Origin of the sequence: Sphingomonas sp. SUN019 (assembly GCF_024758705.1) — a bacterium.
Classification (GTDB): Bacteria; Pseudomonadota; Alphaproteobacteria; order Sphingomonadales; family Sphingomonadaceae; genus Sphingomonas.
In genome coordinates this window covers 922,419-937,168 of sequence record NZ_CP096971.1, presented here as the reverse complement: position 1 = coordinate 937,168, position 14,750 = coordinate 922,419, and the positions used below count along the sequence as shown (strand labels likewise).

Here is a 14,750-nt window from a genome sequence, read left to right as displayed (position 1 = left end):
GGCGCCTAGCCGTTCACGCCCGAGCGGCTTTTCCAGTCGAACCAGCCGCGGCCTGTGCCGGTGCGGACGGGACGCTCGGTGTGCACCACGTCGACCGGCCGGTCGCGCTCGACGGTGCGATCGCGGGAAGCGACCGGTGCAGCGGGGACAGGGGCCGCCTTCACCAGCCGGGCGTTCTCGCGTTCGATCTCGGTATGGCGTGCGTTGGCGTCGGCGATGCGCGCGTCATGGTCCTTGCGGGCCTGCGCGATCTGACCATCGTAATCCTTGCGCGTGGCGGCATGGGCCTCGCGTTCGGTGGCGTAGCGGTCCTTCCACTTGCGCCCACCGGGATGGCTGGCCAGCCCGAAGAGCCAGCCGGCGACCAGCGCGACCGCGAGCGCGACCCATTGTGTGGTGGTGGTGAAAAGCATCGTGGCACTCCTGTTACGGGAGCATAACGATGATGCGACCAAGGCGTTCCTGCCGAAAGACGCAGTGAGGGCGGCCCCGGAATCTACCGGACCGCCGACCTCACACGCCGCCGTCGATGAAAGCGTCCTTGATCGAACACGCGGCTGGTCCGAGGATGACGACGAACAGCACGGGCAGGATGAACAGGATCAGCGGCACGGTCATGATCGCCGGCAGGCGCGCGGCCTTTTCCTCGGCGCGCATCATGCGCTCGTTGCGGAATTCGGCCGACAGAACGCGCAGCGCGGACGCGAGCGGCGTGCCGTATTTCTCGGTCTGGATCATCGTCGTGACGACGCCCTTCACCGCATCGAGATCGACGCGGGCGGCGAAATTCTCGAACGCGGTGCGGCGATCGGTCAGGAACCCCAGCTCGATCGCGGTATAGGCGAATTCGTCGCCCAGTTCGGGATAGGCCTTGCCCAGTTCCTTCGCCACGCGGTGGAAGGCGGCGTCGACGGTCAGGCCTGCCTCGGCGCAGATCACAAGCAGGTCGAGCGCGTCGGGCAACCCCTTGCGGATCGCATCGCTGCGCTTCTTGATCTTGTTTTTCAGGAAGATGTCGGGCGCTTTGTAGCTCAGGATGAAGCTCATCGCGACCAGGCCGTACCGCTTCAACGGCGACCAGTCGGCGAAGCTATCGGTGCCGTATACGATGTACAGCATCAGCCCGCCGATCACGATCGGCAACACCATCCGGCCGAAGATTACGCCGACCGCCCAGTCTTTCGACCGGATGCCGGCCTGCAGCAGCTTGCGCTGCGCATCCTTCAACTGGCTGTCCTGCAACACGCGCAGCGCCGACAGCAGGTCGCGGATGCGATCCGCATTCTCGCTTTTCTGGACCAGTTTCGCGCGGCGCTTGCTGGTGGAGGCGGTGATGCCTGCCTTCAGCTGTTCGCGGCGATCGTTCAGCGCCTTCACGCGCTTCGCCATCGGATCGCGGACGCTGACCGCGGCATAGACCGCGATCATCACCGCAAAGGCGGCGACCGCGGACAGCAACGTCGCCACCCACAAAACGTCCACGCCCAGCAGCGTCGGTCCTGATGTCTCGCCCATCGCGTCAGATCTCGAAGTTGATCATCTTGGCCATGATGAACGCGCCGATGGCCATCCAGATGATGCCCCCGCCGCCCGCCACCATCAGCCGCTGATCGGTGAAGAATGTCTGCATGTATGCGCCGTTGATGAACCAGATCATCACGAAAACGATGAAGGGAAGCGCGCCGATGATGTAGGCCGACGCCTTCGATTCGGACGACATCGCCTTGATCTTCAGCTTCATCTGCCCGCGCTGCCGCAGCACGGTGGCTAGGTTCTGCAGCGTCTCGGCAAGGTTGCCGCCGGTTTCGCGCTGGATCGCCAGCGTGATGACGAAGAACTGGAATTCGGGCGTGCCGAGCCGGTCGGCGGTTTCCTGGAGCGCCGCGTCCATCGAGCGGCCGATTTTCATCTTGTCGCTGACCGAACGGAATTCCTCTCCGACCGGACCCGCCACTTCCGCTCCGACGACCGACATGGTTTCGGTGATCGGCAGGCCCGAACGAAGCCCGCGGACCAGCAGTTCGAGCGCGTCTGGGAACTTCGCGGTGAATTTCCCGACGCGGCGCTTGATGAGGAAATTGACGGCCAGATGCGGAATGCCCAGGCCGAGGATCAATCCGATAAACAATGCCAGCAGGATCGGCAGTCCGAGGATCAGGCCGAACCCAAAGCCCACAAACGCGGTAATGCCGAGCGTTGCGGTGCCGTACTGCCCGACGGTCCACGTCTTGCCCGTCATCGCCAGCCGCTTCTTCAATTCGGCGGGCTTGGGCAGATAACGCATCGCTGCGATGTCCGCCTTCGTCGCGCTCTTGCCGGTGATGCGGCGCATCTGCGCCTCGACCGCACCCGTCGCGAAGGTCGAATGACGTTCGCGCAGCGCGTTCAGCCGACGTGTGCCGGCGCGTTGCGGCGAGGGGCCGGCAAAGGCGAATGCGATCATCGTCAGCACCGCGACGGCGCCGATCGATATCAGGAACAACGGCAACATCGGCATTGCGGCCTCACGCCTTTCGTTTCACCGGCGTGCCCCGTGACGGGGACGCGCGGTCACTTCGCTTTCTTCTCGCCCTTCTTGGGGAGAAGACCCTTCAGATCGGTGAACTTGCCAAGCAACGATCCGCCCTTTGCGCCGCCTGTCGGAGCGCCGCCGTCATCGCCGACCGCGCACAGCCGTTTCGCCAGATCGGCGATCGGTGCGACGGTCTTGGACGTCTTTCCGGCTTCCGCGAACGGCTTGCCGAGCTTGGCCGCCTGCGCCGCCAGCTTCTGATCGAAGCCGATGACGTAGTCGATCTTGCGCTCGATCGAGCTTTCGAAGTCCTTGCGGGTGATTTCCAGCTGCGTGCCGGGATGAACCCGATTGGCGGCGACGATCACCTGCGTCTGGGGCGCGTTCGATTTCAGCCACGACAGGATGCGGATGGCATCGCGCGCCGCAGCCAGCGTCAGTTCGGTCACGACGACCGCGCATTGCACGTCGCTGATCAGGTGCGGATGCTGGACCAGCATTGCGCGCGGTAGATCGGTGACGGTGCATTCGAACGCCGACCGCATCTCTTCCTGCAATTGGTAGAATGCCGCACCGTCGGTGACGATCGGCGAGTTGATCGGCGCTTCTGCGCTCAGCACCGCCAGTTTGTCCGACGCCCGCACCATCGCGCGTTCGATGAACAGGCCGTCGATCCGGCTGGGGTTTTCGATCGCATCGGTCAGGCCGCGGCCGGGTTCCAGATCGAGCGCCAGCGCGCCGGTCCCGAAATGAACGTCCAGGTCTAGCAGGGCGGTAGTGCGCTGCTCCTTCTCACTCATCAGCCAGGCGAGCGAGGTGGCGATCGTCGACGCGCCGGCACCGCCGCGCGTTCCGATGATCGCGACCGAATAATGCGGGCGGTCGGCGCTCGCATCGACCAGCTTCGGCGCGTTCAGCAGCGCCTGAGCGTGCGTGAACGTATCGCGCAACGCGTCGGCGCTCAGCGGCTTCAGCAGGTAATCGTGGATCCCGCTGGCGACCAGATCGCGGTACAGGCGCACGTCGTTGACCTGCCCGCCGGCGATCACGATCGTACCGGGTTCGCACACCTCGGCCAGTGCGTTGATGTCGTTTAGCGGATCACCGGATTCGGCGAGGTCGACGAACAGGATCTGCGGGCTCGCCGATACCGACAGCGACTGGACCGCGTTGCGCAGCCCACCCTTGTGGACCTTGTCTGCGGACCAGCCGAGTTCGGTGACCACCGGACGCAGTTGTTCGGCGGTCGCCTCGTCACAGACATAGGCGACGAAGGGATCGCGAGTGGCGACGCCGGCGGGTTTCCAGGGTGCGTTCATATCACTTGCCTCCCGCGCTTTCGGCCTTGACGGCCGTGCCGCCGCCGCCGGTCGGGGCAGCCTTGCGGAAAATGTCGATCGCGCGGTTGCCGATCGCGGCGTCGTAGACGTCGCTGCCGGGCGCACCGCGCACCAGATCGGTCGGATTGGCGATCATCGCGGCCAGGTTTGAATTGACCGAACAACCCTGGTTGGACGATGTGTTGCTCTCGAATTCGGGCTCGCGCGTCCGGCTGAAATCCGGGCACCCCGGCACGCTGGCCTTGGCGCGGCTGACGACGATCCGGACCGTACCGGGCGTGATCGGCGCGCCGGTGACGGGCGCGTCATCCGATACGAGCAAACCGAAGCGCGCCGCCTGCGCCGCCACGTCGGCGCGGGTATCGCTGTCGGATGCGGGATCGTCGATCGCGATCCGGTCGCCGTAACCGAGTTTCAGTGATTGCATCCAGCCGGACAGCCGTTGCGCCTCGCCGGAAGCGAGACCACCGGGTCCGGCGTTCACGTCGAACGCGTAGTCGATACGGCTGACGACCGGCTGATGAACCGATTCGAGCCCGCGGTTCGTGGTGCCGCCGCACCCGCCGATCAGCAGGGCGGGCAGGGTGGCGAATAGGAGCGTGCGCTTGAGCATGACGATGTCCCCGAGATGCGGCATCAGTTGATCGAGAAGCCGGGCGCAGGTGTCGCGCCCTTCTTGTCGTAGGGCTTGGTCGCCTTGTGATCGGCGTCCTCGCGGCGCTTTGACGGCGATCCCGGCTCAAGCGGCGCACCGGCAGGGGCGACCGCGCCGATCGCCGGCGCGGCGGGCGGACCCGCTTCCATCGTCGGCTTCGGCCGGCTGCCGCCGGTCGTACCGCCACCAAGCTGGCCGAACAGCACGCGATCCAGATCGGTCGGCGCTTTATAGCCGTCGGTCGGCAGAACGATGTCGTTCGCGTTGACCGGCTTCACCAGATATGGGGTGATGACGATCACCAGTTCGGTTTCGTTGCGCTGAAAGGCGTTTGAGCGGAACAGCGCGCCCAAAATCGGCACGTCGCTGACGCCCGGCGTTTTGTCGATCGAGTTGTTGTGATTGTTCGACAGCAAGCCGGCGATCATGAAGCTCTGACCCGAACCCAGTTCGACCGTCGTTTCGGTGCGACGCGTCGTCAGGCCAGGCACTTGAGATCCGCCAATCGAAACCGCATTGGAATAATCGAGCTGCGATACCTCCGGACGGACACGCAGCGAAATGCGGCCATCCGACAACACCGTCGGCGTATAGGCCAGGCTAACGCCATATTGCTTGTACTCGACCGACACCGCGCCCAGCCCCTGACTGATCGGGATGGGAATCTCGCCGCCGGCCAGGAACGTGCCGGTTTCGCCCGACAACGCCGTAAGGTTTGGATTGGCGAGGCTTGTCACTTGGCCAACCCGCTCGCCCAGATCGAGCGCGCCCAGGATATCGAGTCCGAGAAACTTGGTGAGGCCGCCGATCGTGGTTCGCTGACTGCCCGGCGTGATCGAGGTGCCGGGCCTCAAAACGACCTGACCAGTGGTCGGATCGATCGTGTAGCCCTGCACGCTTTGCCCGATGCCCAGCGGCAGGTTGCGATCGGTAGTATAGAAGCTGGCGGGCGGGCGGCCGCTGCCGACCCCAAACTTGAATCCGCCGGTGCCGTCGATCGTGGTCAGGTTGCTGCCGATGTTCTTGACGAAGCTGCGGCTCACCTCGGCGAAACGCACCTGCAGATTGACCTGCAGCGGGGTCGCGGTCTTCAGGCGGCTGATCACTTTCGTTTCACCGCCCACGAACGCCGCCACCAGCCGTTCGGCTTCCGACGCGTCATCGGGATTGGCGACGGTGCCGGTCAGCAGGACGACGCCGTTCATCGTCGTCGCCGTCACCTGAGCGTCGGGCATCGCGAGCGCCAGCATCTGGCCCAGCGAGTCGTAATTGTTCCCGACCCGAACGGTAGCGGCGTAGACGACCGCGCCCGATTTCGACGTGGCGGAGATCGTCGTTTCACCACCCTTCTTGCCGAAGACGTAGAGCTGCGTCGGTGAACGCACCTGCACGTCGGCGATGTCGGGATTGGCGATGAAGATGTCGCTCATCGGCTTGGCCAGCGTGATCAGCTTGCCGCGGTTGGTCGCGACCTGAACAGTCGCCCCGCCGGTGGCCCCTGCCTCGGCGGGGGCTGCGGTCGGCGCGCCGAGCATCCCGGCGCTGACGAGCGCGACCGCGAGCGGCCAGCCGATCGGCTTCATACGAATGCGCATCTCAGTTCTTCCCCCCGACCGGCACTTCGGTCACGTTGTTGCCGCGCGCGATGCGCACGACGGGTCCGGCAGCGCGCACGACGGCGCCGGGATAAGAGGCCGCTGGCGCAGCGCCGGCGGCGGCAGGCATCGCGGACATGTCGACGTTCTTCCCTGGCACCGAACGGCGCTGAAAACGTGACACGTCGGCCCCGACCGCAAAGGTCGAATTGCCGGTCTGCGGTGCGCTGGCGAGCTGCAGCAGCATCGCCTTTTCAGCCTTCGGATCGGAACCCTCCGGCACCTTCACGTCGCCGCTGGCGATCGCCTGTTCCAGTTCGGCCTGATTGTCCGCGATCGAGCGCAGCGACAGCGAGATCGAGCCCAGCGTCTGCGCCACCGCAATCTGTTCGGCGATCTTCGGCGTCGCCTCCACCGTCACCGTCGAAAAGGTGCGGACGACGGTGTTGCCGGTTTCATCCTTGTCCTGGCTGGTGCGCTGATCGGTGGCGAGTACGCGCATATTGCGCATGATCGTCTCCGACGCCTTCAGTGGCGGTCCGTCGCCGCCACCGGCGACCGTCTGGGTCAGCAGGAAATCGATCCGGTCGCCCGGGAACACGAAGCCAGCGACCGAGCTTTGCGCGGAGACGGGCACCGTGACGGCGCGCATTCCCGGCCCGAGAGCCGCCGCCAGGAAGCCGCGATCGCCGGGCTTCACCAAAGCGCCCTGCGTGATCGGCTGACCCGCGGTGACCGCCTGGCGCACCACCGTGCCGACGATATTCTTCATGTCGAGTTCGGGGCCTTCCTGGAAATAGGCGCCCTCGACGAGCTCCTTCGGCCAGGGCTGAAACTTCAGCGCGGTCGCGTCGACGATCGTGCCGACCGGCAACGCGCGGGTGGCGACCAATACCTTCGGGCCGTCGATCACCGGGGCCGGAGCCCCCGCAATCGAGGCGTTCGCCTGCGGGGTCGAACTGCCCATGATCAGCGTACGGGCGAAGAACGCCGTGATCGCCGCCACAATCAGCGCCCCGACCAGCAATATAACCTTGCGAGTATCCATGACTCATCGTGCCTTTCGACGAACGCGCGCCGGTGTTGGTCCAGCATTCATTATTAGGTGAATTGGTTAAGAAGCGGTTCGCGAAGACTGATAAGTCCTGCGATCGCGATGGCGACGCCGTAGGGAATCTCTAAAACCCCTTTGCCGCGCCTGAATTTGTGTTCGATCAGCATGATCAACGTCAGCACGCCGCCGATGACCGACATGATCATCAGCATCGCCAGCAGCGGCGCCGGCGGCAACCACAAGGCGAGCGCGCCGATCATCTTCACGTCGCCGCCGCCCATCTGGCCGAAATGGAACGCGACACAGAAGAAGCCGAAGACCAGCAGCGCCAGCCCTAGCTGCACCGCCATGTCCGGCCACGGCGACAAGCCGACCGCCGACCACCACAAGGGGGCCAGCAGCGCGATCGCCGCGTTCTTCCAATTGGCGATTTCCCGCGTGCGCGCATCCTGAATGCCCGCCGAAACGAGCAGCAGCACGAGCGCCGCGGGAAGCCCCCACACAAGAATGTCCCACCCCATTTGACCGTATGACTAGACGGAATGGCTTGCCAAACCGTAACCACGGCGACGCATGACCATTCAGGCCCCGATCAGGCGCGCGATTCCCGCCGACGCGACCGTCTCCACCTGGAGCGCGCCTGACGGCTGGCGGCTCCGCCGATTTGACTGGCCACAGCGCGAGAGACCGGCGCGGGGTGCGATCCTGTTCCAGGGCGGCCGCGGCGATGTGTTTGAAAAGTATCTGGAAAGTTTCGGGCATTGGCATGATGCCGGATGGTCGGTCACGTCGCTCGACTGGCGCGGGCAGGGCGGCTCGGGACGGCTTTCGAACGATGCGCACGTCGGACACGCGGAGGATTTCGATCTCTGGATCAGCGACCTCGCGTCGTTCTGGCGCGAGTGGGATGCGGTCGCGCTGCGGGTTGCGATCGGGCATTCGATGGGCGGCCATTTGATCCTGCGCGCGCTGACCGAACAGGCGATTCGGCCCGATTCGGCCGTGCTCGTCGCGCCGATGCTGGGGCTGAAAGCGCCGCTGGGGGCGGTGATCGGCGAACGCATTGCGCGGTTCATGCGCGCGCGGGGCGATCCGGCGCGCGCCGCGTGGAAAAAGAACGAGCGACCGGGCCTCAGGCCCGATCGCCAGACTCTGCTGACCCACGACGCGACGCGCTATGCCGACGAGCAATATTGGTTCGACCGGTCGCCAGAGATCAAGCTTGGCCCGCCGAGCTGGGCGTGGCTGACCGAGGCGTTCGCTTCCACCCGCACGCAACGCGCCGACCCGCGACTGGGATCGATCGATACGCCGGTGCTGATGCTGGTGGCGGAAGCCGACGGGCTGGTCGACGCGAAGGCCGCGATCATGCTGGCCGAACGCTTGCCCAACGCCGAGCTGCTGCGCTTCGGCCGCGAATCGGCGCATGAAATCCTCCGCGAGGCCGATCCGGTGCGAAACCGCGCGCTCGAAGCGATCGACCGGTTCCTGACGACAAACGCATCTTGAGCTACGACATCGCCATCGTGGGTGCCGGGATCGCCGGGGCCACGCTCGCCGCGGCGATCGGATCGCGCGCGCGTGTGCTGTTGCTCGAGGCGGAGGATGCTGCGGGGTATCACGCGACCGGGCGGTCGGCGGCGTTCTGGTCCGAAACCTATGGCGGGCCGGGCATCCAGCCGCTGACCTCCGCGTCCGAAGCGCCGCTGAAGGCGGGCGGGTTCCTGGAACCGCTCGGCTCGCTGCACATCGGGCAAGCGTCGGACGCCGCGCTGGCGGACGCGTTCATGGCCGAGTTCGATGGGACCGGCGTCGCGCTGGAACGGGTCGATCCGGCCGGGTTCGTGCCGGGACTGCGCGACGGCTGGACGATCGGCGTGCGCGAGCCGAGCTGTGCGTACATCGACGTCGCCGGGCTGCACGCCGACGCGCTGGCGACCGCGCGTCGGGCGGGAGCGACGCTGGCGCTGAACGCTGCGCTGCAGTCCGCGACTCGCGCTAACGGCCGGTGGCGGATCGTCACCGGCGCGGGTGAGTTCGAGGCGGCGGTGCTGGTGAATGCGGCAGGGGCGTGGGCCGATCCGGTCGCGGTCGCCGCCGATGTCGCGCCGCTCGGCATCCAGCCGTACCGCCGCACCTTGGTGCAGCTACGCAGCGATCCCGCCGCGCCGACGGAGATGCCGCATGTCGCGCATCTTGGCGGCGATTTCTATTTCAAGCCCGAGTCGGGCGGGCGGCTGTGGCTCAGCCCGCATGACGAGACGCCGTGCGACCCGACCGATGCGCAGCCCGAGGAGTTGGACGTGGCGATCGCGATCGACCGGTTCGAACACGTCGTCGACTGGCGGGTGACGCGGGTCGAGCGCAGCTGGGCGGGCCTGCGCAGCTTCGCGCCCGATCGCCTGCCGGTGTACGGCTTCGACGCCCGCAGCCCCGGCTTCTTCTGGTTCGCGGGGCAGGGCGGCTTCGGCATCCAGACGGCCCCCGCCGGCGCGGCGATCGGCGCGGCGCTGCTGCTGGGCGATGCGTCGCCGAATGGACTAGATGCTAACCGCTATGCGGCGACGCGATTCGGAGATAGCGTGCACCTACCGTAACGACGGAGAGCGACGATGGCGCACAAGTTCGTGATCGAGCAGAACAAGAAGGGCGAGTATGTCGCCAAGTTCAAATACAACAGCGAGCTGATGTTCTGGACCGAAGGCTATTCCAGCAAGGCCGCGGCGAAGAGCGCGATCGAATCGATCAAGAAAAATGGTCCGGGGGCGGAAATCGAGGACGGTTGAGCTAGGCTCTCCGTCCCGCCACGACCGCGGCGTCGCTGGCCAAACGATCGGCGCGCTCGTTTTCGGGGTGGCCGGCGTGGCCCTTCACCCATTGCCAGTCGATGCGGTGGCGTTTCGCGGCGTTCAGCAGTTCCTGCCACAGCTCGGCGTTCTTGACCGGTTTCTTGTCGGCGGTGCGCCAGCCGTTCTTCTGCCAGCCTTTGATCCACTTCGTCAGCCCGTCCATGACGTAGCGGCTGTCGGTGGACAGCGTGACGTGGCACGGCCGCGTCAACGCCTCCAACGCGCGGATTGCAGCGGTCAGCTCCATGCGGTTGTTGGTCGTCGGATTCTCGCCGCCCGACAATTCCTTCTCATGCGCGCCCATGCGGATCAGCGCGCCCCACCCGCCGGGGCCGGGATTGCCTTTGCACGCGCCGTCGGTGAAGATTTCGACTTGCTGAAGTTCGGTCACGCAAACGCTTTCGGATGGGCGTCGTACCAGTCGAGGCGACGCAGATATGCCAGCGGGTCTTTCCGGGTCACTAGCGCGTCGGCGGGAGTGTTGAGCCAGTCCCACGCACGCGTCAGCAGGAAGCGGATGCACGCCCCCCGCGCGAGCACCGAGAGCGCGGCGCGTTCCTCGGGCAGCAGCGGGTGCGCCGTCTCATACCCCGCGACGATCGCGCGGCCGACGGCGGGGTCCAGCGCGGCGCCATTGTCGTCGAACGCCCATGACGTATGCATCACCGCCAGATCGTAGGCGCGCAGGTCGGTGCAGGCGAAATAGAAGTCGATCAGGCCCGTCACCCGTTCGCCGAGCATCAGCACGTTGTCCGGGAACAGATCGGCGTGGATCGCGCTGACCGGCAAGTCAGCGCGCCATTCGTGCTCGACCGTCGCCAGCGCCGCATCGACGCGATCGAACAGCCCGGGCTCGATCTGGTCGAGCGAGCGCCCGCATTGGTCGAGCAAAGGCCGCCAGCCCGTGACGCCGAGCGTGTTGGGGCGGGTCTCGGTGAAATCGGCAACCGCATTGTGCATCGCGCCCATCGCTTCGCCCGCGGCCCGTGCTTGCGTCGGGGAGGGTAAGGACAGCGACACGCCGGGCAGGAACTTGATCAGGCACGCCGGACGGCCTTCCAGTTCCTGGATCTCGATGCCGCCGCGGTCCTTGATCGCGGGCGGAACGGGCAGGCCCTTTGCGTTGAGATGATCGAGCAGCGCCATGAAGAACGGCAGATCATTCGACGCGACGCGCTTTTCGTAGAGCGTCAGGATGAAGCGCGCCTGCGTGGTGTCGACGAGATAGTTGGAATTCTCCACCCCCTCGGCGATGCCCTTCGCCGACACCAGTTCGCCGACGTCGTAGCGCGACAGGAACAGGGCGAGCGATTCGGCAGGGACGTGGGTGTAGACCGCCATTCAGCCGCCAACCGTCGAAGATTGCGGGCAAAGGTTCCGAAGGTTCCGGGAAACGGACAAGAGCGTCCCCCTTTCCTTGTCGAACGGAGCGGGGTCGAACGGCGCGGACGATTGTCGATGGGCGGGCGGCATATGCGTCGCCATCGCAGAATCGAAGCCTGTAGGACAGCCTTCCGATTCAGGCGGCTTCTTCGAGCCCGCGCGGCAGCTTGAACGCGATCGTCTCGCGCGTCGTCTCGACCTCGCGCTCGGCAACCGCAAAGCGCGTCGCCAGCCGATCGACCAGTTCGCGCACCAGCAATTCGGGGGCAGACGCGCCCGCGGTGATGCCGAGCGTGCCGACGCCGTCCAGGAACGCCCAGTCGAGATCGGTAGCGCGCTGGATCAGCGCGGCGCGGACGCCTTCGCGCTCGGCCACTTCGACCAGCCGCAGCGAATTGGACGAATTGGGCGCGCCGATCACCAGCACCGCGTCGCACGACGCCGCGATCGCCTTCACCGCGGCCTGCCGGTTCGACGTGGCGTAGCAGATGTCGTCGGCTTTCGGCGCGACGATCGTCGGGAACCGCCGCAGCAATACCGCCATCACCGCGGCGGTATCGTCGACCGACAGCGTCGTCTGGGTCAGGAAGGCGAGGTTATCGGGATCCGCGGGCTCAAGCGATTCGGCGTCCTCGACCGTCTCGATCAGCGTGATCGTCCCCTCCGGCACCTGACCGAACGTGCCGATCACCTCGGGATGGCCGGTATGGCCGACGAACAGGATGTGGCGCCCCGCAGCGACCAGACGTTCGGCCTGGCGATGCACCTTCGACACCAGCGGACAAGTGGCATCGAGATAGTCGAGCCCGCGCGCCTGCGCATCGGCAGGCACCGATTTGGGCACGCCGTGCGCGGAAAACACGACCGGTGCGCCATCGGGTACCTCGTCCAGATCCTCCACGAACACCGCGCCCTGCGCCTTCAGCGTATCGACGACGAACTTATTGTGGACGATTTCGTGCCGCACGAACACGGGCGCGCCATGCTTCTCGATCGCGAGTTCGACGATCCGGATCGCGCGGTCGACGCCCGCGCAAAAGCCCCGCGGGGCGGCGATCAGCAGGTCTAGGGCTGGCTTGTCGGACATGCTGCAGCGCTTACGCCATTGCCGCCGCGCGCGGAAGACGGTTATGGAAGCGCGCCGATGGGGCCGTGTCCGCACGGTCCCCTGTTTCGTATCCGCATAAGGTGCCGCCATGATCCGCCACGCCGCTCTCCCCGTCGCCGCGCTCGCCCTGCTGGCGGGCTGCAACAAGTCGGGCGAGATCAATATCGAGCGCGGCGTCGGGATCACCGCGGTGCGCTCCGCCTGTCCCGTCGTCGCCGTCCCCGCAGGAACCGGCGACATCACCGTCTTCGATCCGCCCGCCAGCCGCGACGCCAATGCGATCGACGTGACCGCGGCGATCAGCAACGTGCGGTCGACCTGCGACGATACCGGTGCGGAAGTCGTCACCAACGTAACCTTCGACGTGCGCGCGCGTCGCGCCCGGGCGGAGGGTCCGCGCGAGGTGGTCCTGCCGTATTTCATCACGATCGTGCGCGGCGGGAACGCGGTGGTCGCCAAGCGCGTCGGCCGCGTCGCGATCCAGTTCGAGGCGGGGCAGGCCATCGCCTCGGTCAGCGGTCAGGCGAGCGCCAACGTCAGCCGTGCGGCGGCGACCTTGCCCGAAGAGGTGCGCAAGAAACTGACCCGCAAGCGCAAGGCGGGCGACGAGGATGCCGCGGTCGACCCGCTGACCGCGCCCGACGTTCGGCAGGCGGTGCTGTCCGCGACGTTCGAGGCGCTGGTCGGCTTCCAACTGACGAACGACCAGCTGAAGTATAACGCGCAGCGCTAATCTTCTCGCACCTGCAACAAGCCGATTGACTCGAATCCGGCGCGCGGTCACACACTGAGGCGTCGATGCGGGGCAACCGGCATGGGCGCGCGGGAGAGCGCGGGTGGTCCTTTCAGGGCACGTCCGCCGCCGAAGGAGCAACCACCCCGGAATCTCTCAGGCAACAGGGACCGCGCGGCTCAACGACACTCTGGAAAGCGGTCTTCCTTTCAGGGAAGACCCACCGAAGGTGTAAACCGGGTTCGTCCCGGCCAAAGCTCTCAGGTTCCGTGACAGAGGGGGTCCGATCCAAACCGTACCCATGCGGACGATCGCCCTTTCGACGGAAGACCGGCCATGAGCGACCTGACCCACGATCCGATCGATACCGCCGAGATCGACATTGGCCGTCCCCCTGATGACGAGGACGACGACGCGCCTGTTACGCAAACGCTGCCGCTCGACGCTTGGCACCGCGCGAAGGGCGGGCGGATGGTCGAGTTCGCCGGCTATCACATGCCCGTTCAATACGAGGGCATCATGGCCGAGCATCTGTGGATGCGCGAGTCCGCTGGCCTGTTCGACGTAAGTCACATGGGCCAGCTGACCTTTACCGGGGATGGGCTGGTCGCCGCGCTCGAGGCGATGCTGCCCGCCGATATCGCCGGTCTGGCGATGAACCGCGCGCGCTATTCGCTGCTGCTCGATGAGAACGGCGGCATTCTCGACGACCTGATGCTGACGCGGCAGGCCGAAGATCGCGTCTACATGGTCGTCAACGGCGCGACCAAATACGACGATATCGGGCACATGCTCGATTTCCTGCCCGACGACATCACGCTGAATCTGATGGAGGATCACGCGCTGCTCGCTCTGCAGGGTCCGAAGGCGGTCGACGTGCTCGCGCGGCTAATCCCCGGCGTCGACGCGCTAGTGTTCATGCAGGCGGCGGCGTTCGCATGGGCCGGGCATGACCTCTGGATCAGCCGATCGGGCTACACCGGCGAGGACGGGTTCGAGATTTCTATCCCCGCCGATGCGGTCGAGGCGTTTGCCGACGCGCTGACCGCCGAACCCGAGGTGAAGCCGATCGGCCTCGGCGCGCGCGATTCGCTGCGGCTGGAGGCGGGGTTGCCGCTGTACGGGCATGATCTCGATCCCGACACGACGCCGGTGATGGCCGACCTCGGCTTCGCGCTGTTCAAGCGCCGCCGCGAGGAAGCGAATTTCCCCGGAGCGGCGCGCATTCTGGCCGAGCGTGAAAGCGGTCCGATCGCCAAGCGCGTCGGGTTGCTGGTCGAAGGCCGTCAACCGGTGCGCGAGGGCGCGACCGTGCTCGACGCCGACGGGTCGGACGTGGGCCGTGTCACCAGCGGCGGCTTCGCGCCCAGCGTTGGGGCGCCGATCGCGATGGCCTATGTCCCGCTCGCGATGACGACGCCCGGCACGCAAGTTCAGTTGGCGCAGCGCGGGAAGGTCCATTCGGCGACCGTCACCGCAATGCCCTTCGTCCCCCACAATTACTTCCGCGGAGTGAAATGA

General features: G+C 66.2%; 16 protein-coding genes and 1 riboswitch. Of the genes, 5 read left to right on the top strand and 11 right to left on the bottom strand.

Features of this window, described 5'->3' with window-relative positions; translation table 11 throughout:
* Nucleotides 1-5 precede the first annotated feature (5 nt).
* The 8 genes from M0208_RS04530 to M0208_RS04495 form a co-directional block, all read right to left on the bottom strand.
* Complete coding sequence (locus M0208_RS04530; protein WP_258890542.1) at nucleotides 6-413, bottom strand: hypothetical protein; 408 nt, start codon at nucleotides 411-413, stop codon at nucleotides 6-8.
* Nucleotides 414-513: 100 nt separating this feature from the next.
* A complete protein-coding gene (locus M0208_RS04525; protein ID WP_258890541.1) occupies nucleotides 514-1,515 on the bottom strand; it encodes a type II secretion system F family protein in 1,002 nt (333 codons plus the stop codon).
* Nucleotides 1,516-1,519: 4 nt separating this feature from the next.
* Nucleotides 1,520-2,497 (bottom strand): type II secretion system F family protein, encoded by a 978-nt coding sequence (locus M0208_RS04520; protein WP_258890540.1) that lies wholly within the window; start codon nucleotides 2,495-2,497, stop codon nucleotides 1,520-1,522.
* A gap of 53 nt (nucleotides 2,498-2,550) precedes the next feature.
* The gene (locus M0208_RS04515) at nucleotides 2,551-3,831 is read right to left on the bottom strand and encodes a pilus assembly protein CpaE (protein ID WP_258890539.1); all 1,281 of its coding nucleotides are present in this window, start codon (nucleotides 3,829-3,831) and stop codon (nucleotides 2,551-2,553) included.
* 1 nt (nucleotide 3,832) lies between these two features.
* On the bottom strand, nucleotides 3,833-4,489 hold the full coding sequence (locus M0208_RS04510; protein WP_258890538.1) for a CpaD family pilus assembly protein: 657 nt from the start codon (nucleotides 4,487-4,489) through the stop codon (nucleotides 3,833-3,835).
* Complete coding sequence (locus M0208_RS04505) at nucleotides 4,489-6,102, bottom strand: type II and III secretion system protein family protein (protein ID WP_258890537.1); 1,614 nt, start codon at nucleotides 6,100-6,102, stop codon at nucleotides 4,489-4,491. Before M0208_RS04505 ends, M0208_RS04510 begins: the two co-directional genes overlap by 1 nt.
* Nucleotide 6,103: 1 nt before the next feature.
* Nucleotides 6,104-7,150: a Flp pilus assembly protein CpaB gene (gene cpaB / locus M0208_RS04500; RefSeq protein WP_258890536.1), complete on the bottom strand. Its 1,047-nt coding sequence runs from the start codon at nucleotides 7,148-7,150 to the stop codon at nucleotides 6,104-6,106.
* Nucleotides 7,151-7,203: 53 nt separating this feature from the next.
* Nucleotides 7,204-7,677 carry a prepilin peptidase gene (locus M0208_RS04495; protein WP_258890535.1) on the bottom strand — a complete coding sequence of 158 codons (474 nt, stop codon included), beginning with the start codon at nucleotides 7,675-7,677 and terminating at the stop codon, nucleotides 7,204-7,206.
* A 52-nt stretch (nucleotides 7,678-7,729) separates the two neighbouring features.
* Between M0208_RS04495 and M0208_RS04490 the strand changes: the two genes are divergently transcribed.
* Genes M0208_RS04490 through M0208_RS04480 form a run of 3 tightly spaced genes read left to right on the top strand, consistent with a single transcriptional unit; the run spans nucleotide 7,730 to nucleotide 9,942 of the window.
* Complete coding sequence (locus M0208_RS04490) at nucleotides 7,730-8,665, top strand: alpha/beta fold hydrolase (protein WP_258890534.1); 936 nt, start codon at nucleotides 7,730-7,732, stop codon at nucleotides 8,663-8,665.
* Nucleotides 8,662-9,753 carry an FAD-binding oxidoreductase gene (locus M0208_RS04485; protein ID WP_258890533.1) on the top strand — a complete coding sequence of 364 codons (1,092 nt, stop codon included), beginning with the start codon at nucleotides 8,662-8,664 and terminating at the stop codon, nucleotides 9,751-9,753. The genes M0208_RS04490 and M0208_RS04485 overlap by 4 nt, the downstream gene beginning before the upstream one ends.
* Nucleotides 9,754-9,768: 15 nt before the next feature.
* Nucleotides 9,769-9,942: a DUF1508 domain-containing protein gene (locus M0208_RS04480; RefSeq protein ID WP_258890532.1), complete on the top strand. Its 174-nt coding sequence runs from the start codon at nucleotides 9,769-9,771 to the stop codon at nucleotides 9,940-9,942.
* 1 nt (nucleotide 9,943) lies between these two features.
* Here M0208_RS04480 and rnhA read toward each other — a convergent pair whose 3' ends face one another.
* The 3 genes from rnhA to ispH all read right to left on the bottom strand — a co-directional run bounded on the left by rnhA (nucleotide 9,944) and on the right by ispH (nucleotide 12,475).
* The gene (gene rnhA, locus M0208_RS04475) at nucleotides 9,944-10,396 is read right to left on the bottom strand and encodes a ribonuclease HI (RefSeq protein ID WP_258890531.1); all 453 of its coding nucleotides are present in this window, start codon (nucleotides 10,394-10,396) and stop codon (nucleotides 9,944-9,946) included.
* A complete protein-coding gene (gene thrB / locus M0208_RS04470; protein ID WP_258890530.1) occupies nucleotides 10,393-11,346 on the bottom strand; it encodes a homoserine kinase in 954 nt (317 codons plus the stop codon). Before thrB ends, rnhA begins: the two co-directional genes overlap by 4 nt.
* A gap of 178 nt (nucleotides 11,347-11,524) precedes the next feature.
* The gene (gene ispH, locus M0208_RS04465; RefSeq protein ID WP_258890529.1) at nucleotides 11,525-12,475 is read right to left on the bottom strand and encodes a 4-hydroxy-3-methylbut-2-enyl diphosphate reductase; all 951 of its coding nucleotides are present in this window, start codon (nucleotides 12,473-12,475) and stop codon (nucleotides 11,525-11,527) included.
* 109 nt (nucleotides 12,476-12,584) lie between these two features.
* Here ispH and M0208_RS04460 point away from each other — a divergent pair, with 109 nt between their 5' ends.
* Complete coding sequence (locus tag M0208_RS04460) at nucleotides 12,585-13,229, top strand: hypothetical protein (protein ID WP_258890528.1); 645 nt, start codon at nucleotides 12,585-12,587, stop codon at nucleotides 13,227-13,229.
* An 80-nt stretch (nucleotides 13,230-13,309) separates the two neighbouring features.
* Nucleotides 13,310-13,412: riboswitch (glycine riboswitch) on the top strand.
* Between the two features lie 153 nt (nucleotides 13,413-13,565).
* Nucleotides 13,566-14,750: a glycine cleavage system aminomethyltransferase GcvT gene (gene gcvT / locus M0208_RS04455; protein WP_258890527.1), complete on the top strand. Its 1,185-nt coding sequence runs from the start codon at nucleotides 13,566-13,568 to the stop codon at nucleotides 14,748-14,750.